This window comes from Thermococcus chitonophagus, assembly GCF_002214605.1.
Classification (GTDB): domain Archaea; phylum Methanobacteriota_B; class Thermococci; order Thermococcales; family Thermococcaceae; genus Pyrococcus; species Pyrococcus chitonophagus.
In genome coordinates, this window is record NZ_CP015193.1 from 637,414 (window position 1) to 661,221 (window position 23,808).

Sequence of the window (23,808 nt, forward strand, 5' to 3'; positions counted from 1 at the left end):
CAGGGATGGCAAAGCTCGCAGTAATAAGGATCAGGGGTAGGGTTAACGTTAAGAGGCCAGTTAGGGATACCCTCGCAATGCTTCGCCTTCACAGGGTTAACCACTGTGTCATCGTCGATGACACTCCAAGCTATCTAGGCATGCTACAGAAGGCCAAGGACTACATCACGTGGGGCGAGATAAATGCTGAAACCCTTGCAAAGCTGATCAGAAAGAGGGGCAGGCTAATTGGAAACAAGCCGGTAACAGATGAATACGTCAAGGAGAAGCTTGGTATGACGATAGAGGAGTTTGCACAGAAGGTTGTAAATGGTGAGATGAGCCTCAAGGATCTCCCTAACCTTAAGCCAGTCTTCAGACTGCACCCGCCAAGAGGCGGCTTCAGGGGAAGCAAGAAGCGCTCCTTTAAGGAAGGAGGGGCCCTTGGCTACAGAGGCGAGAAGATAAACGACCTCATTGAGAGAATGCTCTGAGGTGGGTGAGATGATTAGGAGGAGAAAGAAGGTTAGGAAGCTTAGAGGCAGTCACACTCACGGATGGGGATGTAAGAAGAAGCACAGGGGCGGCGGAAGCAAGGGCGGTAGAGGAATGGCCGGTACTGGTAAGAGAAACAAGAGCAAGTGGACTTGGACGATTAAGTACGCTCCAGACCACCTAGGCAAGAGGGGCTTTTCAAGACCTCCAGAGGTTCAGAGGGAAGTAAGGATTGTGAACCTCAAGTTCATTGACGAGCACTTGGATGAGCTTATGCAGATGGGCATAGCCTATGAGGAGGAGGGTAAAATAGTCGTTGATACCACTCAGTTTGCCGATAAAGTCTTGGGTACTGGTAAGCTTACTAGGCCTCTCATTATAAAGGCAAAGGCCTTCTCCCCCAAGGCTGAGGAGAAAATTAAGGCTGCAGGGGGAGAGGCCGTTCTCGTTTGAATTCCTTTATTTTTTGCACAATTTTCATAAAAGGGCAATGGTGTTGGACCATGGGGGCTAGGGACATAGTTTATGCCTTGGAGAAATGGTTTCCAGAAGTTGAAAGGCCAAAGAGACACGTTCCATTAAAGGAGAAGTTCATGTGGACGGGACTTGCACTAATACTGTACTACGTTTTAGCTGAAATCCCTGTTTATGGAATTCCAAAGCAGATACAGGATTACTTCCAGTTCCTTAGAGTGGTCCTCGCTGGTAGAAATGGTTCTCTCCTGACCCTGGGAATAGGGCCTATAGTCACGGCAGGTATAATCCTTCAGCTGTTAGTTGGTTCTGAAATAATAAAGCTCGACCTTGCAGATCCAGAAGATAGAAGGTTTTACCAAGCGCTTCAGAGGGTATTCTCGGTGTTCATGTGCTTCTTTGAGGCGGCAATCTGGGTGCTTGGTGGGGCCTTCGGTAGAGTCGGAATAGATGTCACTCATGCTATAGCTGTCCTCATGATTCTCCAGCTCGCAATGGGTGGTGTTGTGTTAATAATCCTGGATGAGCTTGTGAGTAAGTGGGGTATTGGAAGCGGTATAAGCCTATTTATAGCGGCTGGAGTTTCTCAGAGGATACTTACGAGGAGTCTTAATCCTCTGACCGATCCAAACATAGTTGATCCGCTGACGGGCAAGCCTGCTATTGTTGGTGCTATTCCATACTTCATTCAGCACATCCTAAAGGGAGATCTGTGGGGGGCCATTTACAGAGGTGGAACAGCACCGGACATGCTTGCAGTTATAGCAACGATAATAGTCTTCCTTGTAGTCGTGTACTTTGAGAGCATGCGCGTTGAGATCCCCTTGGGGTATAGGGGAGTGACGATTAGAGGAAGGTATCCGATAAGGTTCCTGTACGTCAGCAACATACCAATAATCTTGACATTCGCGCTCTATGCAAACATTCAGCTCTGGGCTAGGTTGTTGTATAGGTACGGACATCCTTGGCTTGGGACATTTGATCCTAACACGGGTAATCCAATAAGTGGTTTCGTTCTATATGTAATACCCCCAAGGAGTATATTTACTGTGATAGACAATCCAGTAAGGGCACTGGTGTACCTGTTAATGACAGTAGCTTTTAGCCTGCTATTTGGGTTCCTGTGGGTTGAACTTACAGGTCTTGACGCGAAATCAATTGCAAGACAGCTACAGAGGGCAGGTCTTCAGATCCCAGGGTTCAGGAGAGATCCAAGGACCCTTGAGAGAGTATTGCAGAAGTATATACCTTACGTCACTTTTTGGGGCTCACTAACTGTGGCACTAATAGCCGTGCTCGCGGACTTCCTGGGGGCTTTGGGAACTGGAACCGGAATACTCCTAACAGTCGGTATTATCTATAGGTTCTACGAGGAGATAGCCAGAGAGCAGATCAGCGAGATGTTCCCAGCACTAAGAAAGTTCTTTACTTCCTAACTTCTCCTTTCTTCCAAAATAATTTTAAACACCCTTCTACTTTCTACCTTGGGGGTGTTGAATGCCATTCGTTGTAATCATTACTGGAATACCTGGGGTAGGTAAGAGCACGATCACTAGGCTTGCACTTCAAAGGACGAGAGCAAAGTTTAGGCTTGTTAATTTTGGTGACTTAATGTTTGAGGAGGCCGTTAGAGCTGGTCTTGTAAAGCACAGGGATGAAATGAGAAAACTCCCCCTCCCCGTTCAGAGGGAACTTCAAAAGAAAGTAGCAGAAACGATAGTTGAAATGGCTAAAAAGGAGCCTATATTGATAGATACTCATGCAACGATAAAAACTCCTCATGGGTACCTTTTAGGTCTTCCCTATGATGTAATAAGAACTCTTAATCCAAATTTTATCGTGATAATAGAAGCAACTCCGGCGGAGATACTAGGAAGGAGACTTAGAGATCTAAAGAGGGATAGAGATGTGGAAACTGAGGAACAAATACAAAGGCATCAAGATTTAAATAGGGCTGCAGCAATAGCCTATGCAATGCATTCAAATGCCTTGATAAAGATAATAGAGAACCATGAGGATAAGGGTCTTGAGGAAGCTGTTAATGAGCTTGTAAAAATACTGGACCTGGCGGTGGAGGAGTATGCTTGAGGGTATATACCTTGCATTAGACGAGTTATTTGGCCCCCTTTTGAGGTCTGCCCATCCTATGTGGGTTGTTACGGTTTCAGGTGCAATACTAGGTGCATTCTTCGTGTTCCTAAACTACATCTTCGTTGATCAGGAAAAGATGAAAAAGTTGCAGAAGATGGCGAAGGAAATTCAAGAGGAGTTCAAGAAGGCAAGAGAATCTGGGGATGAGAAAAAGCTAAGGAAGGTTCAGCAGAAACAACTAGAACTTCTAAAGCTCCAAAACGAGCTCATGAAAGATGCTTTCTTCAAGCCAATGCTTATCAGTTGGCCTTTAATGATAATCTTCTGGGGCTGGCTGAGGAGATGGTACATGGAGGTTGCGATAGTTAAGTATCCGTTTAACTTCTTCCTATTTGACATCTTCCATAAGATGTATCACTCCGCACTAAAGCCTGATGAACTTGGCTACTTCGGCTGGTATTTCCTCACCAGCTATGTTGTTGGTTCGGTGCTGAGAAAAATATTGGATATGGCTTAACCAATCTGGAAGGCTGAGCTCCTCAGCTCTCCCCGCTCAAATCTCCATGGATCGAACCAATCCCAGTCTAGTGGCACTTTTGTTCTTCCCTTTACTATCTTCTCAGCCAATGCTTGAGCAACCGCTGGGGCCATCATGAATCCGTGTCCTGAGAATCCTATAGCCACGTAGAAATTCTCGGTTAATTTTCCAATAGCGGGATTGTTGTCGAGGGTTCTTGCGTAGTGCCCCGCCCACTGTCTCACAATGTGAACATGCCTCAAGGCTGGAACTATCTTAACTGCCCACCTTAAAACCTCCTTAGCGAATTCGTAGGTTGGCGTTACATCGTCTGGTGAAGATTCGTACTCAAGGGCCGTTCCGCATATAACTCCTCCATCTTCTCCATCTTGAATTACATAACTATCGTTCCATGCCGGAGGGCAGACGAGGGGTTCTATTTGACCCCTCTCTATTGGCTCTGTCTTCACAAGCTGATGCTTAAAGGGCTTTATTGGAACAACGTCCTTCCCTATCATGGCATTAATTTCCCTTGCCCATGCGTTTGTTGCATTTACTATAATATCCACCTTGAACTCTCCCCTCGTGGTCTTTATTTTCCATCCTTCCTCTATGCCAATAACCTTTGTATACTCGTAGAACTTAACTCCAAGCCTCTCTCCAGCCTTTCTGTATGCATAAAGAGTGTGAAATGGGCTTGCCTTACCATCCTCAGGATTCCACGCCCCTGCAAGGAAGGCATCTGCATTTAAGGGCGGAACTATCTCCTTAGCTTCTTCAGGGGTTATCAGCTTAGTGGGCACTCCGAACTTGTTCTGGAGCTTTATGTTGTTCTTAAATGCCTCGACTTCCTCCTCGCTGGTTGCTAAGAATAGATAACCGGTCTGCTGGAACATCACGTCATGACCCAGCTCATCACTCAGCTCATTCCACCTGTCTATTGAATACTTCATCAGCTTTATATTAGCCTCATCCGTGAACTGGGCCCTAATTCCGCTTGCACACCTGAATGTTGAGCCCGAGCCGAGATACTTCTTCTCAAACACAACAACTTCCTCGCCAAGCTTTGCAAGCTCGTAAGCTGTAGCAACTCCTATTATTCCTCCTCCGATTATTCCAATCATTTCTCTCCCTCCACGAGGGCCTCAATCTTTACAGGCCTAACCGGAAACCTCGCGTTAGGTAATGGTATCTCTTCTGGCCTTCTTCCGGTTTTTCTAGCTAGAATCGAGATAACTATTGGAATACATGTTCTGCCTTGGCAGGGCCCCATACCTATTCTCAGGAGTCTCCTGAGCTCTTCAAGGTCGGTAACTCCCTCATCTATCAGCTTTTCAATTTCTTCAACTGTTACATCATTGCACCTGCAGACTATTCTCATTCTCTCACCACCTTAACTGCCCTTACATCCCAGGCAAGCTCTATCGGCACCTCAACCGTTATTATTGGAGTATCTCCTCTTGCCTTCTCCCTGGGGACTACCGAAACTACTTTCCCTTTTCCAACTTTCTCTCCAACCCTATCCAGAAGAACTACTTCTTCGCCGGGCTTTGGAAGTGGGAGAAGCTCGTGTGGCATGGTTATCCTTGCCCTGTCTCCTACGTAGTGGATCATGAAGAATGCCAGCCCAGGGCAGACCTGAACGCAGAGTGAGCAACCTATGCACTTTTCATAGTCTACTTTGGGGATGTCGTTCGGATGCTCCATTATTACGGCGTTGGTTGGGCATATCTCCTTGCATGGGGTGCATGGTATCTGTTGAGGGCACTCTGGAACGGCAACGGGCCTTTTCCTAAGCCTATCTTCGCTCGGTTTTGGAATTATTGAGAATAGCTCTTCGGGAGTTATATACCCGAACCTTAAATAATTTGGAATCTCGCTCATTGCAAAGCCTCCAGAAGCTTTTTAATACCTTCAACAACGTGCTTTCCAAATGGACCGGAGCGGAATTCCTCGAGGTCTCTCTGGGCCTTCTCTATCTCTCCAATCCAGTTCTCGTCGGCAATTCCAAGCCTTAATGCTGCTGCAATTCCTGCTATCTTGCCTTCAAGCATTGCTGTAGTGGCTTCTTCTATTCCAGCCGTATCGCCCGCGACGAATATCCCTCTGACCGTCGTTTCCATCCACTCATCTCTAATAGCAATATGTCCTCCAAGCTCTCTAACATACTTTATCTGGCATCCAGCCTGTTGTAGCAGTTCTACGCTGGGTCTCAGGCCGACTGCAATTGCGATTAGATCCACTTCAAACTCTTTCTTCGTTCCGGGAATTGGTTGCCACTTTTCATCGATCTCAGCTATAACTGCCCTCTCAACCCTCTCTTTCCCTTCAGCCTTGAGAATTGTGTGCCTGGTTAAAATTGGAACTCCTAGCCTTCTAACCTTTGCAGCATGAACGAAGTATCCTCCAATCCTGGGCATCGCTTCAACTATCGCCTTAACCTCCACTCCTGCCTGTATGAGCTGGTAGGCCAAAATAAGACCGACGTTTCCAGCACCAACTATTAGGGCCCTCCCTCCTGGTTTTATCCCATAAGTATTCATAAGCGTTTGAATGGCTCCAGCTCCATATATTCCTGGGAGATCATTGTTCTCAAAGGGAACGGTTTTCTCCATGGCTCCAGTGGCCACTATTACCGCTCTTCCGTGGAATTCTATGAGTTCCTTTTCCTTTCTAACCCCAACCACGAGCTTTTCGTTGCCATTCTGGAATATGCCCACGGCAGAGGTCTCCAAGTACACATTAATATCCCTCTTTCTTACCTCTTCCTCAAGAATCTCTGCGATCTTTATTCCTCTAATCCCTGCAAACTGCTCTCTCTTTCCAAAGAACTTGTGGGTCTGCTTTACAAGCTGTCCTCCCAGCATTGGATTCTCATCTATGAGAACGACCTTAGCTCCCGCATCGTGAGCGTTTATCGCTGCCATTAGGCCCGCGGGCCCTCCACCTATTACAATTATATCTGCCTGAACTTTCTCTGCCTTCCTATTTTCTTTGTACCCAATATCTTTGGGCAATACTGGCTTGTTTTCCTCTATTTTCATACCATCTTCAGCGAGGGTTATACATGTTCTCACGTTTGGAATCCCGTTTACTGTCATTAGGCATGATGAGCACTTACCTATTGCACAGAACAGACCTCTTGGCCTTTTCCTAACTCTCGAGTAGTTTAGAACCTTTATACCTGCAGCGTGAAGTGCTGCGGCTATTGTTTCCCCTTCATAGGCCTTTATTGGTCGCCCCTTGTAATATATTGTAATCTCTCTTCCGCGTTTGAAGCTAAGAATAGGATGCTCATTTATTCTCACAATGTTTCACCTACTCAGAATATTTTACCAAAAACTTATGAAAATTTTTTGATAGAAAGGTTGTGCACCTAAGGTTAGCCCAGCCTGAATATATCAGACCGTGTAATGATCCCTATTGGCTTTCCATTCCTTCCTTGTACTATTACTGCAGGATGCTCCTCTAAGAGGTATTTAATAACCTCAAGATCCTCATCTTCTGAGACTAGAGGGAAGGGCCCCTCCATTATCTCTTCAACACTTCTTGAGTATATATCTTCATCTTCAAGGCTCTTCCTAACTAGGGCCCTTTCCGTAACTGACCCTATGACTTTGTCTCCCTCCATAACAGGGACTTGGGAAATGTTGTGCTTCTTCATTAGCCTTACGACCTTCTCTACCTTGTCCTTTGGCGTCACGTAAATTATTGGGGATGACATTATGCTCTTTGCTGTTACTTTTGCTTTCTGGCATTCAATTAAAGCCCTGAGTATCTTGTTAAACGTGGAGAGTCTTGGGTCAACCTTTCCTGCTTCAAGCTTTGCTATGTATGCTTGAGTTACCCCGGCCTTTCTCGCTAGCTCCTCTTGGGTTATGCCAAGTTCCTTTCTAATCTTCTTGATATCCCTGGGATCTATTGGCCTGGGTATTATCACCATGCAATAACCTCCAGTTATTATTCGAAAAAATGATATTAAATTTTTGCTGTAGGCCGGCAACAGAGACCCAGCGGTCATTGATCCCGCGGGCGGATGCACCGGCCCTGTGGGCTCGGCGTGAGCACACCCCGCTCATCGAACCCGAGACCTTGCGGGGGCGGGTGGACCGAGCCCTTGCGAGGGAATTGTACCCTCGCTGTCGGCAGTTGGTTATTCAATAAAGTTCTTAAAAACCCTTACGGTAGTGATCCTTGGCGGATGACGAGCCTTGCCCAGCCTGAGCTGTGATGATGTCGGTATTAGCTGACGCCTCTTTGGAGGGAGCCCAATGATAGAATTCTACGCTAGTGAAGCCCTAATATGTCCTCGAAGGGTTTGGTTTAGATTAAAGGGATTTCCAGAAAGGTGGCCCGAGATAGCTAAACCCAGGCTCGAGAAAGGAGTTAAAACTCACGAAGTCCTGGGGAAGGTACTTGAAGAAAAATTCGGATTCGAACTTGAGAAGGAGATAATCTTGAGATTTCCAAGGCTTGGGTTCGAAATTCACGGCAGAATGGACGCCTATAAGGAATTTCCAATTGAGATAAAGGGTAAATCATCCCTACCTAGGTTTCCCCTTGAATACCATCTCGCCCAGTTGAACGTATACCTCAGGTGGAGCGAGGCTGAATACGGCTACCTTTACTACCTTAAGCTCCACGACGATCCAACTAAAATCGTGAACGGGCTTAACTTTGACAATTTTCCCAGGGTAAATGGGAAGAACTTTAAGATGTTCGAGGTTCCCTACGATCCCATACTGTTCAAGGAGACGGTAAAATTCTTCTATGATATCAAGCTCTACCTAGATGAGGATGAGATGCCCTCGGGAGCGAAAGGCCCTCACTGCAAGTTCTGTCCCTATAGCTACATATGCCTCTCTCATCAGTTGGACGGATTCTTATAGCATCCAAACATTGTAAAATTTCACGTCTACATCTTCTCTGCTGAGGTTGAGAATTGCAAAACTCGGCTCGCTGAGCCTTGGCAAGGTTGGAGATCCTGGGTTGATGAGGATTACTCTCTTTCCCATGTAGGAAACTTCGTTGTAGTACGGCCTGTGAGTGTGCCCAAATACTAGAATATCCGCCCCCTCCTCAAGTGCTTTGTAGACTAAGTTCTGAGAGCTCAGTGAGAGGAATTGATGCCCGTGGATAATCAGGATGTTCCAGTCAAACACCCTCAGGACTTCCTCTTCGGGTAGTTTAAAAGAATCTGCATTTCCTTTCACGGCTATTACTGGAGCTACTTCTTCAAGAATTTCAATCAGAGCCTTGTCCTGTACATCTCCAGCGTGCACTATGTACTTGACACCTTTCTTCTTAAAGAAGTCCTTAACCTTGTCGGGAAAATATGCCTTGGGGAAGTGAGTATCGCTAATAACCCCTATCAACATCGGCGAGGTCCCCTCTCATCACACTTCAGAATTTCTTCTTTCTCCTCATCTGTTTCTTTTCTTTCTTCTTTTTCCTGGTATCGATATAGAGCACCTCACCAACGTATTTCTCGGGATCTTTAACCTTTGGCTTGATAGCTACGTACGGGGCTTTAACTGGCCCGAAAACATCCTTAACTATCCCAACGAACCTTAGGTTCTTGTCAATGACTTTATCATTAAGCGAGGGCACCCAGGTTGTTCTCACGATCAAGAACCCCTGCTTGGCGTAGTGGGAAACTTTTCCGAGCCTCTTCATCTCAACCCCAACCTATGACTTTGACATTTAAAGGTTTTCCATGAACTTTTCCTTGATCCTCTGAGCGTACGCTGGGGGCAATACCCTCTCTATCTCTTTAAATATTTCTTCCATCATGGCTTTGTTCTCTTCTGAGATCCTCTTCATGACGTTCTCAATGTACGTTTCCACTAACATTTTTACCTCTTCGAGTTCCCTCTTCTCTTCTATTATTTCCTTGATCCTTTCATCGAGTTCGTGCAGGAATTCTGCGAGTTCTTTCATCTTAACATCAATGGGCTCTTGGGATTTTATTAACTCTCTTGCCTGTTCGTACTCTGGGCTTTTTCTTATGTCCTTAGGCTCGTACATCTCTGAACCGAAGAGCGTTGGGGTCAATAAGATCTCTAATCTTAGCCCCTTCTTTATCATGTAGTACTTTCTGGGTCTCCCCCTGGGAATTTTTTCTATCCTGCTCTCAACTAACCCGGCCTCTTCTAGTATTCTCAGGTGTTCGAGTACGGCCTTTTGTCCAACCCCAAGCTCTTGACTAAGTTCGCTAACGAAGTAGGGTCTCTTGGTTAGCAGGAACAGTATCCTCCTCCTGGTTTCGTTCCCCAGGACATCGAGTAATTTTCCCAACTCCTCGCTCATAAGCACCACCTCTCGCCCGCTCCATTTTATCTAACAGAATGTTAGGAAAAACTATTTTAAATATTTTCCCAAAATTAGCAATTATGAAGGTTAGAGAAGTGCTTGAGTTGCTTGATCAGGCTGAAGCCAACGTTAAGATGGCAATAGTCGCTTATCAGGCTAGAATCTTTGAGAGCCCCTACACATCTTGGGAGTTCACACAAAAGTCCCTTGAGTTGCAGGATATACTTGATGAACTTAAAACCCTCCGGAAAAAGCTTGAAAGTATGAATCCTGAAGAAGAATTTAAAGATGAGGGAGTAATAAAAGCCCTAGTCAGGCTGAAGAACCTTAGGAGTCATGCTCTATGAGATCAAGGAGCTCATTAAGATTTGTTATGTAATAGTCGGCACCTTCAACTCTCCTGCCCCTTATTATCTGTACGACCTTTATCCCAGCATTTTTCCCGGCCTTAACGTCGAGTTCGCTGTCCCCTACAAGCAGGGTCTCTTTCTTCTTAACCCCCAGTATATTTATGGCCTTTTCAATGAGGTAAGGATTTGGTTTGACGCCGTCTAGGTACGAATAGTCCTTGCCAAGAACGACATCGAAGTAGTCGAGGAGATCAAAGGCCCTGAGAACGAGCTCTGTGTTGTCCTGAGATGCGTTGCTAACGGCAGCCAGCTTTATGCCCTTAGCCTTGAGCTTTTTTATGACGTCAACGTCGGGGTAGGCATGTATCTTTCCCTCCTTTAGCAGTTTCTCCCTGTATCGTCGGTTCGCTCTGTCCATAGCCTTCCAGAATTCTACGTGATCTATGCCAAAATTTTCAACGTAGCTCCTTGGTAGCTCCCCCTTCGCCATCTTTCTAAACGTCTCCCAGTCAATGAGAATCCCGAGCTCCTTCATTGCCGGAATTGCAATACTCTCATACCACTCCCTCAGTGAGTATCCCTCATAATAAACGAGCGTCTCATCCACGTCAAAAATTATGGCCTTTATCATTCTCTTCCCCGAAACCGTTTTATTTGAACTCCTTAAAATCCTTCTACATGAAAAATAAGCTCATCGTTGTTACTGGAGGAGCTGGTTTCATAGGCTCGCACATAGCAGAGACCTTGGCTAGAGACAATGATGTCGTCGTTATAGACAATCTATATTCTGGAAGAATTGAAAACGTGCCAGAAAACGTGAAGTTCATAAATGCGGATGTAAGGGACTTCGAAGCTATAGCCGATGTAATCAGGGAGGCTGACTACGTATTTCATGAGGCCGCTCAAATAAGTGTCGACGAGAGCGTTAGGAATCCAGTCTTTACTGAGGAAGTCAACGTAATTGGAACGGTAAATATTTTGATGGCTCTTGCTGAGGGTAATGGAAAGCTAATATTCGCTTCATCTGCCGCTGTTTATGGAGACAATCCGAACCTCCCCCTTAAAGAAAGTGAAACGCCGTCCCCGATATCTCCCTATGGTGTGACAAAGCTTGCGGGTGAACACTACTGTAGAGTATTTTATGAGATCTATGGCGTTCCTACAGTGGTTCTTAGGTATTTCAACGTTTATGGACCGAGACAGAGTTCTGCATATGCAGGTGTGATAAGTATATTCATGAGGAATGCAATAAAGAATAAACCCCTAACGATCTTTGGTGATGGAAAGCAGACTCGTGACTTTATCTATGTTAAGGACGTTGTCGAGGCAAACTTGCTAGTTGCCAAAAAGAAGAAGGCTGAGGGGGAGGTATTCAACGTTGCTACTGGTAAGGAGACAACGGTGCTTGAGCTGGCTCTAAAGATAATAGACCTTAGTGGGGCATCTTCTTCAATAGTCTTTGCACCCCCAAGGCCCGGGGATATAAGGAGGAGCGTTGCCGATATAAGCAAGCTGAGGAAGCTAGGATTCTCCCCTAAGTACACCTTAGAAGAGGGCCTAAAAGAGACGTTTGGCTGGTTCAAAAATGAATGGAAATACTTTTAACCACTAGAAAATATTGGTAAACGTCAAGATTACAGGGGTGATTTAAATGGACAGGATCGCGAAAGCTAGGGAAATTATTGAGAAAGCAAAGGCTGAGAACAGGCCACTTGTTGAGCCAGAAGCAAAGGAGATTCTTAAGCTTTATGGAATTCCCGTTCCTGAGTTTAAGGTTGCAAGGAATGAGGATGAAGCCGTTCAATTCGCAAGGGAGATAGGATACCCCGTTGTCATGAAGATCGTCTCACCACAGATAATCCACAAGAGCGACGCTGGCGGTGTTAAGATAAACATAAAGAACGATGAAGAGGCTAGAGAAGCCTTCAGGACGATAATGCAGAATGCAAAGAACTACAAGCCAGATGCTGACCTTTGGGGTGTCATAATTTACAGGATGCTTCCACTTGGAAAGGAAGTCATCGTTGGAATGATCAGGGATCCCCAGTTTGGACCTGCAGTCATGTTCGGCCTTGGTGGAATATTTGTCGAGATCCTTAAGGATGTAAGCTTCAGAGTTGCTCCAGTCAGCAAGGATGAGGCACTTGACATGATCAAGGAGATTAAGGCCTATCCAATCCTTGCTGGTGCAAGAGGTGAGAAGCCCGTCAATATTGAAGCATTGGCTGACATAATAGTCAAGGTTGGCGAGTTAGCTCTTGAGCTTCCTGAGATCAAGGAGATTGACATAAACCCAATCTTTGCATATGAGGATTCGGCAGTTGCCGTAGATGCTAGGATGATACTTTGACTTTTCTTATCATTTCTCTGCTTATCTCAGAGAAAAGCTTAAAAGAAAGGTTCTCATACGATTTATTGAAAACTTACAAGGAGGTATAGAGCGCCGATGGAGGAGGAAGAGTCGAGTAGTTTTTGGGCAAAATTGTTTAAGAAGGATCATGAGCAGGTTTTAGAGCAGGAGATAACGGAAGATGCATATGAGGAATTGAAATCTCTTCTCATGAGAGCAAAGCCCGAAATAAATGGGGACGATCTAATAGTTCACCTCCCCCGGGCAGATATAATCCTAAGACCTGGGAAGTTGCTCATTAAAGCGAAGACCAAGAAAGAGGCTGAAAAGGTATTGAGAAATATCCATCATTATTCACAACCTCCTGGTTTATGGCCTGCCTATGGCTTAACATACTCTATAAAAAAGGAGAGAAGTCGAATATCTTAGCTCATCCTCAATTCAATTTTTCTTGGGATTTTTCTCACAAATTGTTACGAAATATAATAGAAAAATATTAAAGCCTTGCATATTATCGAGCCACAAGGTGAAATGATAGTTAATTAGGTTACATCCAGATATGGAGGTGAATCGTTTGGATTTAACCTTGATATATTCGTTAGTAATAACTATCTCACTATTATATCTACTGGTATTCTTCATTCGGAGGATAAATAGGTATTCTGGAAAAGTTAGGAAGGCTATTGTTGGACTTACAGGTTTTTTAACTCTTGCTGTTATTGTAAGAGCTGTAGAAACGTTTGGAAAATTTACCGGAAAAAGTGAGGTCGGAGCTGTAACTTATGTCATATACTCCTTTACAATACTTGGCATGATGATAATGATCACATGGTATGTTAAGTTCTTGGAGGAGGAATATCCATTCATAATACAACCTCAGAAGAAAGTAGGTGAGAATGGAGGAGGGGAAAAGCTGATAGGGGCTTACATAATATCCGGAGCAAGATCAAGAATTGTGGATCTTATAAATATGATAAAAGAGCTCAATGCTCCAATTTTGATTTTTACTCGTTCTCCAGACTTTTATAAGGATCTTGGAGAGAATGTAAGAGTTGTGTGGATAACTCAAGCTTCTGACGAAGGCATTCCTCCTACAAAACTACACGTGATTCAGGAATACGCCATAAGATTCGCGAAAGAAAATAACTATGCTGTGATAATAATTGACTGCCTCGAGTATCTTTTGATATATAATGAATTCCCGAGCGTGTTCAAGTTCCTTGTAAACCTCAAGGATCACCTTTTGATGCTCAACTCGGCACTAGTCTTGGCTGTTGATGAGAAGGCTCTTGAGCCGAGGCAGTACACTCTGCTCCTTAACGAGTTCGAGCCACTCTGAGTATGAGGAAGAGGAGTGCCATAAGGACAAACATTACCAGACTTACGCCATAGGGCAAAGTTGGATGGGCGCTGGCTAATCCTCCGGCTACAAGTGGGGCAAATAGGGAGATAATCCTGTTGTAGCTTGAAATTGCAGCATGGAACTCGCTCACCCTGTCCTTTGGGATTAAAGAGAACTTCCATGCCCTATAGAACGGGAACCATATTGCGCTCCCCAAGGCCTCGAGCATGTAAGCAACGACAGCGAGCCAGAAAGGAGGGGAGAGGGCCATTATGAGTGCGTACAGGGCTGAGATAAACATGCCCAGTGACATTGCGATGAACCCCTTTTCCTTTGGGAACCTCTCGCTGAGATAAGTTCCCAGGATCATCGCTACGCTGTTCGCACACTCTATTAGGGTAACCTCAAAGATCGTCTTGTGTAACGTGAAGACAACGTAGTTTATCAAGACAAAGGTTGGGGCAAGGGCCCAGGATAGTGTGAATAGGGCTTCAAAAAGCAGCAGAAGCTTAAACTCCCCAACCCTGAACTTAAATCCTTCCGGCTGTATTCTTTCTTCTTTCCCCACTGAGGGCAGGAAGAAGTGGATGTAGAGTATCGTTGGGATTGATAGGAGACCGAAGATCATGAAGGCCATTCGATAGTGTTCGGGCTTAAAGAATACGTATCCAAAGATGTAGCCCAGGATGGGATAGAATATTAGTCTGCTGATTTCCGGTATCCTCAGGTGCCATGCGAATATTTCCTCATATTTGTCTTCCGGATATATTATCTGCTCGTATGCCCTGTAGAGGGGATATAAAATCGTTGACACTTTCTCTATTAGCCTACCAAGGAAGAGCATTATCGAAGCATAAACTCCCTGGGCCAAGCCGTAGAATATGTAGGCTACCCCATCGAGAGCATCTATCACCATTAACCCTTTCTTGATGTCCCACTTGTTGAATGCTCTGCCTATGATGTATGTCGCCGGAATTAGAGCTACATTAACAACCGTAAAGAGTATTCCAACGTCGAGAACGCTGTAGCCAGTGAGCATCATGTAGAGCGGCAGGAGTAGCCAGACGATAAGTTGGGGCTCTATGAGTGCGTGATATATCATGTACGCCTTGGCACCCTTAGGTATTTCGCTCCAGCGCATTGTGAAGGCTTTTCCATGTATTTTGATTTATAAAATTATCCGCGGCGAAGCCACTCTTTTAAGGCCTTGCTGACTATTGAGATGAACTCTTCTTTTGTCCCTCCCTCGGAGTAGAACTTCTCTAGCAAATCTAGGAATTCGAGTTCTTCCCTTGTGTACTTCTCTCTGTCCCACTTAAATATCTTAAACTCCTCTCCCAGGATCTCTATTGTCCTAAGGGGAACTTCTTCATCGCTAAGATCTTTCATTAGCTCTATCGTGTTCACTATTTTGTATCCCATCTTCTTCCAAACCCAATGGCATCTTTATCCTGGGGGAGGACGTAGAGGTAGAGCGCATTGTCATGCTTTTTAACTTCCTCCTCAGCTCTCCTTACTAACGCCTTTCCCATCCCTTGTCCTCGGAATTTTGGCTTTACGAAGAGCTCCTCAATCCAGTAGCAGCCTTCTCTGGAGGACAGCCTTATAAATCCGGCAGGTTCATCCTTGTATGCTATGAATATCAGGTCTCCCCTCTCGAAGTATTCTTTCGCCTCTCTCTTTAACTCCTCCTCGTTAAAGCCCCATCCTTGCTTTCCTCGGAGCTCGCGGAAGAATTCAACGTAGAGGCTTTGAAAGTCTGCAAGGTTTTCTCTGCTCACCGTGAGTACCTTCATGAACATCCCCTAATCTAATATGTCGAGATATTAAAAATCCTAATTACTCGATATATCCAGAGACCTGAAGCGATAGCTAAGGCTCCGAGGCTTAGTGATAGAACTTCCTGGGGAGCTCCCCCCTCTATAAGCCATGCCACCAAAATTTGGGAGATTGGGATTATTAAAGTTGCAACGACATCGAAAATCCCCCTAATTGTTCCGAGCCTTTCAAGCGGAACATACTTCTGCATTATGCTATCGAATGAAACGTTCAACAACTCTCCTCCCAGCCCCAGGATGAACACTGAAACCGAGAGAACAGCTAATACTGGAAAGCCAAGCATTGCCAAGGCTAGGCTTTGAAGCACGACCCCGAGCAGGAGAGACCTACTCACCCCTACACTCTTCCTATGAGTAATATAAGCTAACGCAGACACTCCAATTAGACTGCCGAAGGTTGTCACCGACTTTAGCACTCCATATAAGAGTTCTCCCTCTTTAATCCTCCTGAGGTTGGAGAATATGAATATTCTAGCTGACCCAAGCGCGAAGTTAAACACTAGAACTGCCGTGAGGATTCCAAAGACGAGCTTCCTATTAAACTTTACGGTTTCATGACTTTCAGCTCTCTTTTTGCCTACTTCAAGGTTGAGAAAAGGTACCAATGAGAGTGCACCGATTATGAGGAGCAGGGAGTCGATTGCCATGGCCTCTATCCCGAGCTTTAAGGAGAGGAAGCCCGCTATTGGAAAGGCTACTAGTGATGTTACATTTTCAACGGTAGCTAGTGTTGAGTTTAGCCTTTGAAGTTCCTCCTCTTTCAAGGTCATCGACGCTATTAAGGAAAGCCCGTAATAGCGGTGAAGGATATCTAAGGCGGAAATTCCAGAAATTATCAGATAGAAGGCAATTAGATTTGACGATAGTGGAATTATAACTAGGACGAGTACTCCTTGAAGGAGAAGTGCCAAGAATGCTACCCTAACCTTCTTTTTGGTTCTATCGAGAGTTCTTCCCAAGATTGGTGGAAGGATAACCCAGGGAAGGTGCGAGAACAGCGCAAACCCTCCTATGCTCAGGAGAGAACTCGTACTGTTTAGTAGACTCCAAGGTAGGGCAACGCTTTCTATGGCATCACCTATAATCCTGAGAGCTGATGTTAGGAGGTGCAACTGGTAGAGCTTTTTCATACAGAGGGGATGAATTAATGAGGGTTAAAAATTTTGGTAGCTTGTCTAAGTCCTCTTTTATGTGCTTGGCAAATATTCCGGAATAGATAAACATAGTTTCGGTTTCTTCAATTGATTATTATGCCCTCATAGGAGTCCAGCTCATTGAGCACGGAGTTAAGCTTTTGCAGGGCCTCATGAAGCTTGGTTGGGTTCGGTGTTGGCTTAAAAGTGTAGCTATTGAACTTCTCATAGCTTTCTAGTTTGATGCAGTACCACTCTTTCAACCTAGCTCTCTTCAAAGACCCAGTACTTTTCCAGCTTGCATTCGAGTTTATCGTGTCGAGTTTTTGGTTTCAGGAGGTCTTTCCCCTCTCTCATCATTAGGACTCCTGACAACCGTCAAAATTTTATTCCATTATTTCTCCGATGATCTCAGTCGGAATGATATTTTAGATCTTTCTCCTGAAATAAGTTTTTCACTGAACTGAGTGGGTAATTCTGTGCTAAAGTTACGAAAGTTGCTAACTAAGGAACAGCCCTTGAGCAACATATGAGATAAGTTCAAAGAAAACACAGCTTTGGATTTTTTCTATCCTCTAAGAGGGAGTACTAGTGTCCCATCCCTCTCACTATTTAAGCTTCCCACCTGCTCACCTCTGACCAGAAAGCCTAAAGAAGTGATCACTGAATATAAATTCATGCTAGATAGCGACTTAGCGAGGGAGCTTCAGGATCTCAGGAAGACTTTGGAAGACCTAAAAAAGAGCTTTCTCATAGTTTCCCAACTTGCTCAAGCTTACCTTAGGCTGATCAACATATACGCCGAGTATGGAGGAATAGGCATTGACGTTGCTATTCCTGAGATAAAGAATGATTCTATAGCTAGGGAGATAGTTAAGGTGCTGTTTGACTTGAGAAAGGCCAATATAAGCCAAATAACCCGCGAATTAAAGGGTAGAAGAGGTAAAGCTTCAAGAAACACTGTTAGAAGTAAGATTAAGTTGCTTAAGGATCTTGGGATTGTCGTTGAGGTTCCTGGGGAGAAGGGGAAGGTGTATGCGCTCTCTCGAGATGTGATCAAGAGGTGGCTTGAGATGATCGGAATACCAATTACCCTTGATCACAATAATGAATATTGAGGTGGTTGAGATGGCTGAGGAAAAGAAGAAGCTGGAGGAACTTATGGAAGAGCTCGTAGAGGAAATGAAGAAGGCAAAGACTCCAGAAGAGCTTGAAGTACTTAAAAGGAAGGCAGAGATACTTGAAGACATTATAGAGACCTACGAGGGAGACAAAGACCTCGAAAAAGTAGCATTTTTAGTTGAAAAGCTTGGTGACGCTATAGAGGAGGTCATTGGGCCTATTAAGGATCTCCTCGCAGAACTTTACAACCCAGAGAGAATGCAGGTCATGGGGAAGAGCGTGGCTGAGTTCTACAAGACGCTGGTTGAGTCTGGAATGGACAAGGAGTCTGCCCTTGAGCTTACCAAAGAGTACATGGAGAGCATAAACATAGGAAAGCAACTCCTTAAGGCATTCGCTTCGTTTGTCCCAATGATGGGGCCTCACGGCCAGCATGGGAGAAAGGAGGGTAGCGAAGATTGATTTCCTCCTTCTTTAGATTTTTATTTAAGTTGGTGAGGATTTCTTTTGGTGTTGCGGGGATAGTTAGGATCGTTAATAGGGGGGAGAGGGCCTTCAAAAAAGCATTGATAAAAGAGGGCCTTCCCCAGGAAGTCGTTGAGGAACTAATGGAAGAATTTTCCTTACGTAAGGCATTTAACTTCCAAATGTTCTTCAGGTAACATGCCGTTCACTCCATTTCATTTGGGGCCTGCACTTCTCTTTTCCTACTTAATCCCCTATCTTGACATGTGGACGTTCTTAATGGCAAACGTTATAGTTGACTTCGAGCCCTTCCTTGTCCTCTCCTTTAACTTGGATCTAAAGTACGGGTATCCTCTGCACGGTTTCTTCCACACATACGTTGGAGGGGGAATTGTAGACCTTGTTTTGGCCTATGGGATGGCTCTTATCTATAGAACTACAGGAAAAGAATATAACATGGAAAGGCTGGGAATAACGGCTCTCTCGGGAGTTTTCCTTCATTATAACACTCGACTCGATAATGCATCCCGACGTGAAGCCCTTCTTTCCCTTAAGCTTTAGCCCTCTCTATGGTGCTACTTACGAGTTCAACGTTTATATGTTCTGCATCCTTTCATTTTTAGCTTGGTTGTCCTTCAAGTTCTTTATCCGCTCCCCTATTGAGGGATGGGAATAGATAACATTGAACCATTTTGGTGTCTTTACCGGAATTTCATCGTGCTCGCTTATCTTCTTCAGGGCCCTTATCATGCATCGGCTCCAACCAGCTCGGCCGCGAATTCATCTGCCTCTAGCTCACACTTGAGGTTAAACCTCGCGAGCCTGTATAGGAGACCGGCTACAAGAATTACGAAGGAGAGCACGATATATATCGTTAGAACGGCCTCTGGAAGCCTGTCTCCAATCTTGAGGAGGATTGTCATTGGGACTATATGGAGAATCGAGAGAGCGTAGCCCTTGAGCATGTGTCTCTTCTTAACGTGGCCCAACTCGTGCGCTATAATCGCGAGTAACTCATCCCTCTCTAGATGCTCTATCGCACCTTTAGTCACGAATATTGTTTTCCCCTTAGCCCCGGTCACGAGCGCGTTTATCCCCTCGTCCTCGATGAGGTATATTCCGTCCACGTCAACACCGGTCCTCCTGCAGAGCTCCTCTACTTCCTTTCTAAGTTCTCCTCCAAGAGGCCTAGCTTTCTCGGCCTGTTTAATTATTCTGGAGAAAGCCTCCGCAACGGCAAGCATCAGGGCCAAGAAAATGATAATTCTGAACTCCACGGGGAACAGGGCTGGGATTACCACGAATGCCACCGCGATTAGGAAGACCGCCCCCGATGCGAGGAGGAATGCCTTTAGGAGGTTCGTTTTGGCAGAGCCCTCAACTTCCTCCCTTATGAGATCCGCGACCGCTATAGAGGCGAGTATTGATATTATGACGGGTAAGAATAGTATTATCTTGTCAAGAGGCTCTTTGAATCTGCTGACGAAATCAAAGAATCCTAAAACCCCCGTAACCATGAAAAGTGCTAGCGTTATAAAAATTCCGATGAAAACGGCTCTCTCAACTCTAATGAACCTCTCCTGCTTTTCTAGTTTTCTCGCCCTTCTACCCTCTATCACAACAAACAATAGGGATGTGATAATTGATATTAACAGTAATATCTCCCACACGAGATTGCATTAAAAAATTGGGAAATTAAAAAGGCTTTCCCAGGATGGTTTCGTCTATATATCAATCACGAGCCCAGAAACTTCCTCTACTATCGCCTTGAATCTGTGGAAGTCAATAATCGAGGAGTTTACAATCCCCCTGAGGATCTCATAAAAGTCTTCTCCAACCTTTTGATGGAGATCATGGAGGATTAGTGCGCCTTTCGTGTAGGAGAGCTCCCAGAATCCCAACTTTCCCCACTCTGAGGGTTTTAGCTTTTCTGCCTCTGGGAATCTCTTAAGTACTGCCTCATAATTCCTCCGAAGGTTTTCTATGAATGAGTTAAATGCTTCTTCTCCATGAATTTCCCTAATTGCCAAGGCTGTGAGGTAATTGGCAAAGGCTTCATCAAAGAACCTGCTTAGGTGGGTCTCTGGAGTCACCCTGGGATTCCAGAGGTGAGCGAGCTCGTGGTAGAGGTTCGCAGGAATCTTCCTCCTTAATGAGCTCCCTGAGACAAGGGCATAGCCCTTTCCTGCCTGACCACCATAATTTTCGGGAGTTTCAATAACCGTGTACTTCGCTGTTTTCTTGCCGAGAATTGATGAGTAGAATTCATATGCCCTCTTTAACAGATCAAGCGTCCTCTTGATTCCCTTTATGCTCAGGACGAAGAGACGGAATTGTTCATCCTCTATCACGTGGAACGGGGCTATCGCAATGTCGAGCCTGTTGGTTCCCTCAATTATCAGGTGATTACTCCTAATTTCGCCACCAAATGCTATCGTCAAATCCTCTGGAACTCCTCCTATCTCTATTTCCGCATTAAATTCAGAGCTTACAACAGACTTAACAAGGTTTTTCAAAGGTGGGCTCTGCTGGAATCGGATAAAACAGTGAATCAGTTCTGAGGAGTGTATATTCTCGGTTTATCGAGTCTTTGAGATATGGAAGAACACTTTCATAGCTCTTCAGTTTTCCGGAGTATATTAGCTCGAGATTATTCGCGGGCTCCTCGAGTTCAACAACACTCACCTTGAATTTCTCAAATCCTTGAATTCCCTTGAGTTCCTGGGATAATTCCCTGTTTGCCTTCTCCACTTTGAGGCCTTTATTAAGTATGAAGGTTTTTGCTCTTCCCTTTAGGTTCATTTCTATACTCCCTTCAAGACTTCCAGTGCGGAGGTTTAAGTTCAGGGCCAGCTTGAGATTCTCAATCATTTTTAGGCCTCCTGAATTTCTTATTATACGCTTATTTTTCAGGAAACTTCCTTCAAAAATTAGATCCTTCAATTCTTTCAATGCTTGTATATGCTTTTCCCTGAATAATTTCCCTCTTCTACCCCGTGTTTTCAGCTTGAATGGATCCCGACCCTGAACCATGGTTCACCTCTGAACCTAATTTTACTCTCTTAAGTTTAAATATTACCAACATCTAAGCTTAACTGGGAGTTTAGTCTCTGAATAAATCCTAGTCAGCTTATCCAAAACTCTTAAAAGTTATAGGGTGAGTATTATACTATGCCAATAACTTTCATAAACAGGGAAAGGGAGCTTAAGTTTCTCGAAGAATTATGGGAGAAAGACAACTCGTTTCTTCCGATTTATGGGAGAAGACGTGTTGGAAAAACAAGACTTATGAAGGAATTCATTCGTGACAAGCCAGCCGTTTACTATCTCGCTCGCATCAGCACTTATCAAGATAATCTCCGGGAATTTTCAAGGGCAGTCCTCGATAAGTTTCCTTCACGATACCTAAGTGAAGCGTCCTTTTCGAGGTTTTACGAAATTTTCCAGTATCTGGCAGAAAAAGGAAAGCTTGTGGTGGTTATAGATGAGTTTCCATATCTTATCCAGTCGGACAGGAAGGTTTTGAGTGAGTTTCAGTACATAGTGGATGAGATAGTTAGGACGTCGAACCTTCATCTATTCCTCGTTGGTTCCTCCATCGGCATGATGGAAGAGCACGTTCTTGGCCAGAAGAGTCTTCTTTACGGACGGAGAGATGGACAGATTAAACTTTCCCCGCTGAGCTTCTTTGACTCGTGGAAGCTACTGGGCGTGAGCATTGAGGAGGCGGTTAGGATATATGGGATAACTGGCGGGATTCCGGCTTATCTCGAACTTTTCAAAAAGTTTGAGGACGTTAAGAGGCTTGCTTTTGATAAAAGGGGCTTTCTCTATGCTGAAGGAGATTTCCTCCTCTCAAGTGAACTGAGGGAGCCGAGGGTCTATAAGCTGATACTCAAGGCAATTGCCGAGGGAAGGAGGCGGTTCAATGAGATAAGCAACTTCACTGGAATTCCACGCTCAAACCTCTTTAAGTACGTTGAGATCCTTGAGAGGCTTGGCTTTCTCCGCAGGGAAATTCCCATAACGGCCAAGCCAAAGACGAAGAACACACTTTACAGGATCAATGACAATTACCTCGCCTTTTACTTCCGCTTCATCGAGCGCTACAGGGAGGAGATAGAGCTTGAGGGTCTTGATTTCTGGGACGAGTTTCTTGAAGATTATAACTCCTATCTAGGCTGGATTTTTGAAGATGTCGCGAAGGAATTTCTCGTTAGGCTAAATAAAGCTGGGAAGCTACCCTTCAGATTCACTAAAATTGGGAGGTGGTGGCACAAAAACGAGGAGATTGACGTGGTAGCTTTAAACGAGCGGGAGAAGAAAGCTCTTTTCGTTGAAGTCAAATGGAAGGAGCTAGATGCAAGAGAGGTAAAGGGAATTTTCAAGGATTTAGAGAGAAAAGCCGAACTTTTGGGATTAGATGAATGGGAGAAGTTTTATGGAGTGGTCGCCAAGAAAATTAGTGGCAAGGGGAAGATGACGGGATTTACGTGGGATCTAAGGGACTTTGATAAAGCCAAAATTTGTGAAAATTAATGAGTTTAGGGCTTCCCCTTTCCCCCGGTCTCCATCGATGAGCTTATTATCTCCTCGTACTCCTCCTTTGATAGCACCTGGGGCTCGTACTTTACTCCCTTGCTCCCCAATAATTTGACGAATGACCTGAGGTGGTTCCTGCTTCCCTTCATTAAGTTCTCATAGACAGCGATGATGTCCACTTTGTTGGTCTGAGCAATTCTCTCTTGCAGGTCAACTATGTCGGTTTCCTCTATGAGCGCACCGACCTTGAGTGCATCTATCTCGCTCTTCATTCCCTCCTCTATGAGTTTGTTGTACAGCTCCTGCAACTTTGGATTCTTGAACTCCCCAATGCCCTCATCTTTCGTTGGGTCTGGAATGTTGTACTTCTCCAATAGCAACCTTACAGCGTTAACGTGGGTGCTTTCGCTGTTTGCAATGTTCTTGAATATCTCAAGGCCCCACTTCCCGTACAGCTTCGTGTATACGTCATGGGCCAACTTTTCTTCCTCAACCATGTATAACAATCCATCCTTCTCCTCTTGGGTCAACTCTCCCGCTGGTAGGGAATTTATGTACGACTCGAGATCTTGCGTGTTTATATTCCCGCTTTCATCTGTTGCCACTGGGAATTTCCTCTGCCTGCGTTTGAGTTTGAGTAGGAGTTGAGCTACTTATGCATCCCGCACTAAACAGAACTAGAACTCCAATCAGTAATACCAGGGCTTTCCTCATTTTTACCACCCAATATGTAATTCTACTGTTACATATGTTCTTTGATTATTTAAGCTTTTTCTCTCGTCAATGGTACTATTGACA

36 protein-coding genes are annotated in these 23,808 nt (G+C 44.8%); 16 read left to right on the top strand and 20 right to left on the bottom strand.

What is annotated here, in order from left to right; genetic code table 11:
• Positions 1-5 precede the first annotated feature (5 nt).
• The 5 genes from A3L04_RS03525 to A3L04_RS03545 all read left to right on the top strand — a co-directional run bounded on the left by A3L04_RS03525 (position 6) and on the right by A3L04_RS03545 (position 3,556).
• Complete coding sequence (locus A3L04_RS03525; RefSeq protein WP_068323262.1) at positions 6-473, top strand: 50S ribosomal protein L30; 468 nt, start codon at positions 6-8, stop codon at positions 471-473.
• Between the two features lie 10 nt (positions 474-483).
• Positions 484-927, top strand: coding sequence for an uL15m family ribosomal protein (locus A3L04_RS03530; RefSeq protein WP_068323265.1), 444 nt, complete (start codon positions 484-486; stop codon positions 925-927).
• A 50-nt stretch (positions 928-977) separates the two neighbouring features.
• Positions 978-2,384, top strand: a complete 1,407-nt coding sequence (gene secY / locus A3L04_RS03535) for a preprotein translocase subunit SecY (RefSeq protein WP_068579146.1) — start codon at positions 978-980, stop codon at positions 2,382-2,384.
• A gap of 61 nt (positions 2,385-2,445) precedes the next feature.
• A complete protein-coding gene (locus A3L04_RS03540; RefSeq protein ID WP_068579144.1) occupies positions 2,446-3,036 on the top strand; it encodes an adenylate kinase in 591 nt (196 codons plus the stop codon).
• Positions 3,029-3,556, top strand: coding sequence for an EMC3/TMCO1 family protein (locus A3L04_RS03545; RefSeq protein WP_068579142.1), 528 nt, complete (start codon positions 3,029-3,031; stop codon positions 3,554-3,556). Before A3L04_RS03540 ends, A3L04_RS03545 begins: the two co-directional genes overlap by 8 nt.
• Here A3L04_RS03545 and A3L04_RS03550 read toward each other — a convergent pair.
• From A3L04_RS03550 to A3L04_RS03570, 5 genes are all read right to left on the bottom strand, one after another.
• Entirely contained in the window at positions 3,553-4,680 is a 1,128-nt protein-coding gene (locus A3L04_RS03550; protein ID WP_068579140.1) for an NAD(P)/FAD-dependent oxidoreductase, read from the bottom strand. The two genes, A3L04_RS03545 and A3L04_RS03550, sit on opposite strands and share 4 nt — an antisense overlap.
• Complete coding sequence (locus tag A3L04_RS03555) at positions 4,677-4,937, bottom strand: (2Fe-2S)-binding protein (protein ID WP_068579138.1); 261 nt, start codon at positions 4,935-4,937, stop codon at positions 4,677-4,679. The genes A3L04_RS03550 and A3L04_RS03555 overlap by 4 nt, the downstream gene beginning before the upstream one ends.
• On the bottom strand, positions 4,934-5,440 hold the full coding sequence (locus A3L04_RS03560; RefSeq protein ID WP_068579136.1) for a 4Fe-4S dicluster domain-containing protein: 507 nt from the start codon (positions 5,438-5,440) through the stop codon (positions 4,934-4,936). The genes A3L04_RS03555 and A3L04_RS03560 overlap by 4 nt, the downstream gene beginning before the upstream one ends.
• Positions 5,437-6,864, bottom strand: a complete 1,428-nt coding sequence (locus A3L04_RS03565) for an FAD-dependent oxidoreductase (RefSeq protein ID WP_068579134.1) — start codon at positions 6,862-6,864, stop codon at positions 5,437-5,439. The genes A3L04_RS03560 and A3L04_RS03565 overlap by 4 nt, the downstream gene beginning before the upstream one ends.
• Positions 6,865-6,938: 74 nt before the next feature.
• On the bottom strand, positions 6,939-7,499 hold the full coding sequence (locus A3L04_RS03570; protein WP_068579132.1) for a CBS domain-containing protein: 561 nt from the start codon (positions 7,497-7,499) through the stop codon (positions 6,939-6,941).
• Positions 7,500-7,827: 328 nt separating this feature from the next.
• On the opposite strand from A3L04_RS03570, the gene cas4 reads away from it, so the two are divergent.
• Positions 7,828-8,445, top strand: coding sequence for a CRISPR-associated protein Cas4 (gene cas4, locus A3L04_RS03575; protein ID WP_068579130.1), 618 nt, complete (start codon positions 7,828-7,830; stop codon positions 8,443-8,445).
• Here the strand turns inward: cas4 and A3L04_RS03580 are convergent.
• From A3L04_RS03580 to A3L04_RS03590, 3 genes are read right to left on the bottom strand one after another with little or no spacing between them, the layout of a single operon-like run.
• Positions 8,440-8,934: a metallophosphoesterase gene (locus tag A3L04_RS03580; protein WP_068579128.1), complete on the bottom strand. Its 495-nt coding sequence runs from the start codon at positions 8,932-8,934 to the stop codon at positions 8,440-8,442. The genes cas4 and A3L04_RS03580 overlap by 6 nt on opposite strands.
• Positions 8,935-8,959: 25 nt before the next feature.
• Positions 8,960-9,232, bottom strand: a complete 273-nt coding sequence (locus tag A3L04_RS03585) for a Gar1/Naf1 family protein (RefSeq protein ID WP_068323295.1) — start codon at positions 9,230-9,232, stop codon at positions 8,960-8,962.
• A 27-nt stretch (positions 9,233-9,259) separates the two neighbouring features.
• Positions 9,260-9,865 (bottom strand): ArsR/SmtB family transcription factor, encoded by a 606-nt coding sequence (locus tag A3L04_RS03590; protein WP_068579126.1) that lies wholly within the window; start codon positions 9,863-9,865, stop codon positions 9,260-9,262.
• 83 nt (positions 9,866-9,948) lie between these two features.
• Here A3L04_RS03590 and A3L04_RS03595 point away from each other — a divergent pair, with 83 nt between their 5' ends.
• Complete coding sequence (locus A3L04_RS03595) at positions 9,949-10,215, top strand: hypothetical protein (protein ID WP_068579124.1); 267 nt, start codon at positions 9,949-9,951, stop codon at positions 10,213-10,215.
• Here the strand turns inward: A3L04_RS03595 and A3L04_RS03600 are convergent.
• Entirely contained in the window at positions 10,196-10,849 is a 654-nt protein-coding gene (locus tag A3L04_RS03600) for an HAD family hydrolase (RefSeq protein ID WP_068579122.1), read from the bottom strand. The genes A3L04_RS03595 and A3L04_RS03600 overlap by 20 nt on opposite strands.
• Positions 10,850-10,896: 47 nt before the next feature.
• Here A3L04_RS03600 and A3L04_RS03605 point away from each other — a divergent pair, with 47 nt between their 5' ends.
• The 4 genes from A3L04_RS03605 (at position 10,897) to A3L04_RS03620 (ending at position 13,907) form a co-directional block, all read left to right on the top strand.
• Positions 10,897-11,823 (top strand): SDR family oxidoreductase, encoded by a 927-nt coding sequence (locus A3L04_RS03605; RefSeq protein ID WP_068579120.1) that lies wholly within the window; start codon positions 10,897-10,899, stop codon positions 11,821-11,823.
• Positions 11,824-11,869: 46 nt separating this feature from the next.
• Positions 11,870-12,568, top strand: coding sequence for an acetate--CoA ligase family protein (locus A3L04_RS03610; protein WP_068579117.1), 699 nt, complete (start codon positions 11,870-11,872; stop codon positions 12,566-12,568).
• A 96-nt stretch (positions 12,569-12,664) separates the two neighbouring features.
• Entirely contained in the window at positions 12,665-12,997 is a 333-nt protein-coding gene (locus tag A3L04_RS03615) for a hypothetical protein (RefSeq protein WP_068579115.1), read from the top strand.
• 145 nt (positions 12,998-13,142) lie between these two features.
• A complete protein-coding gene (locus A3L04_RS03620; protein ID WP_231963797.1) occupies positions 13,143-13,907 on the top strand; it encodes a DUF835 domain-containing protein in 765 nt (254 codons plus the stop codon).
• Here A3L04_RS03620 and A3L04_RS03625 read toward each other — a convergent pair.
• From A3L04_RS03625 to A3L04_RS10955, 5 genes are all read right to left on the bottom strand, one after another.
• Positions 13,885-15,051, bottom strand: coding sequence for an MFS transporter (locus tag A3L04_RS03625; protein ID WP_068579111.1), 1,167 nt, complete (start codon positions 15,049-15,051; stop codon positions 13,885-13,887). The two genes, A3L04_RS03620 and A3L04_RS03625, sit on opposite strands and share 23 nt — an antisense overlap.
• Positions 15,052-15,086: 35 nt before the next feature.
• Positions 15,087-15,332 carry a hypothetical protein gene (locus A3L04_RS11225; protein ID WP_231963796.1) on the bottom strand — a complete coding sequence of 82 codons (246 nt, stop codon included), beginning with the start codon at positions 15,330-15,332 and terminating at the stop codon, positions 15,087-15,089.
• Positions 15,317-15,712, bottom strand: a complete 396-nt coding sequence (locus A3L04_RS11230; protein WP_231963795.1) for a GNAT family N-acetyltransferase — start codon at positions 15,710-15,712, stop codon at positions 15,317-15,319. Before A3L04_RS11230 ends, A3L04_RS11225 begins: the two co-directional genes overlap by 16 nt.
• Before the next feature lie 8 nt (positions 15,713-15,720).
• Positions 15,721-16,878 carry an MFS transporter gene (locus A3L04_RS03635; protein ID WP_068579109.1) on the bottom strand — a complete coding sequence of 386 codons (1,158 nt, stop codon included), beginning with the start codon at positions 16,876-16,878 and terminating at the stop codon, positions 15,721-15,723.
• Between the two features lie 107 nt (positions 16,879-16,985).
• Positions 16,986-17,144: a hypothetical protein gene (locus A3L04_RS10955; protein ID WP_157092449.1), complete on the bottom strand. Its 159-nt coding sequence runs from the start codon at positions 17,142-17,144 to the stop codon at positions 16,986-16,988.
• A gap of 414 nt (positions 17,145-17,558) precedes the next feature.
• On the opposite strand from A3L04_RS10955, the gene A3L04_RS03640 reads away from it, so the two are divergent.
• From A3L04_RS03640 to A3L04_RS03655, 4 genes are read left to right on the top strand one after another with little or no spacing between them, the layout of a single operon-like run.
• On the top strand, positions 17,559-17,999 hold the full coding sequence (locus tag A3L04_RS03640) for a helix-turn-helix domain-containing protein (RefSeq protein WP_068579107.1): 441 nt from the start codon (positions 17,559-17,561) through the stop codon (positions 17,997-17,999).
• Positions 18,000-18,009: 10 nt separating this feature from the next.
• Positions 18,010-18,465, top strand: a complete 456-nt coding sequence (locus A3L04_RS03645) for a GAT domain-containing protein (RefSeq protein WP_068579105.1) — start codon at positions 18,010-18,012, stop codon at positions 18,463-18,465.
• Positions 18,466-18,497: 32 nt separating this feature from the next.
• Positions 18,498-18,665, top strand: coding sequence for a hypothetical protein (locus A3L04_RS03650; RefSeq protein WP_239233774.1), 168 nt, complete (start codon positions 18,498-18,500; stop codon positions 18,663-18,665).
• 1 nt (position 18,666) lies between these two features.
• On the top strand, positions 18,667-19,029 hold the full coding sequence (locus tag A3L04_RS03655) for a hypothetical protein (protein ID WP_231963794.1): 363 nt from the start codon (positions 18,667-18,669) through the stop codon (positions 19,027-19,029).
• Positions 19,030-19,062: 33 nt separating this feature from the next.
• On the opposite strand, the gene A3L04_RS11235 is transcribed toward A3L04_RS03655, so the two are convergent.
• From A3L04_RS11235 to A3L04_RS11240, 4 genes are read right to left on the bottom strand one after another with little or no spacing between them, the layout of a single operon-like run.
• Positions 19,063-19,218: a M48 family metalloprotease gene (locus A3L04_RS11235; RefSeq protein WP_231963793.1), complete on the bottom strand. Its 156-nt coding sequence runs from the start codon at positions 19,216-19,218 to the stop codon at positions 19,063-19,065.
• Positions 19,215-20,138: a M48 family metallopeptidase gene (locus A3L04_RS03660; RefSeq protein ID WP_157092448.1), complete on the bottom strand. Its 924-nt coding sequence runs from the start codon at positions 20,136-20,138 to the stop codon at positions 19,215-19,217. Before A3L04_RS03660 ends, A3L04_RS11235 begins: the two co-directional genes overlap by 4 nt.
• Before the next feature lie 54 nt (positions 20,139-20,192).
• Positions 20,193-20,984: a M1 family aminopeptidase gene (locus tag A3L04_RS03665; RefSeq protein WP_231963792.1), complete on the bottom strand. Its 792-nt coding sequence runs from the start codon at positions 20,982-20,984 to the stop codon at positions 20,193-20,195.
• A complete protein-coding gene (locus A3L04_RS11240) occupies positions 20,968-21,339 on the bottom strand; it encodes a hypothetical protein (protein WP_231963791.1) in 372 nt (123 codons plus the stop codon). Before A3L04_RS11240 ends, A3L04_RS03665 begins: the two co-directional genes overlap by 17 nt.
• A gap of 300 nt (positions 21,340-21,639) precedes the next feature.
• Here A3L04_RS11240 and A3L04_RS03670 point away from each other — a divergent pair, with 300 nt between their 5' ends.
• Positions 21,640-23,007, top strand: coding sequence for an ATP-binding protein (locus tag A3L04_RS03670; protein ID WP_068579099.1), 1,368 nt, complete (start codon positions 21,640-21,642; stop codon positions 23,005-23,007).
• 5 nt (positions 23,008-23,012) lie between these two features.
• Here A3L04_RS03670 and A3L04_RS03675 read toward each other — a convergent pair whose 3' ends face one another.
• Both A3L04_RS03675 and A3L04_RS11425 read right to left on the bottom strand, forming a co-directional pair.
• On the bottom strand, positions 23,013-23,615 hold the full coding sequence (locus tag A3L04_RS03675; RefSeq protein WP_331711190.1) for a DUF2202 domain-containing protein: 603 nt from the start codon (positions 23,613-23,615) through the stop codon (positions 23,013-23,015).
• Complete coding sequence (locus A3L04_RS11425; protein ID WP_331711189.1) at positions 23,602-23,724, bottom strand: hypothetical protein; 123 nt, start codon at positions 23,722-23,724, stop codon at positions 23,602-23,604. Before A3L04_RS11425 ends, A3L04_RS03675 begins: the two co-directional genes overlap by 14 nt.
• Positions 23,725-23,808: the final 84 nt, after the last annotated feature.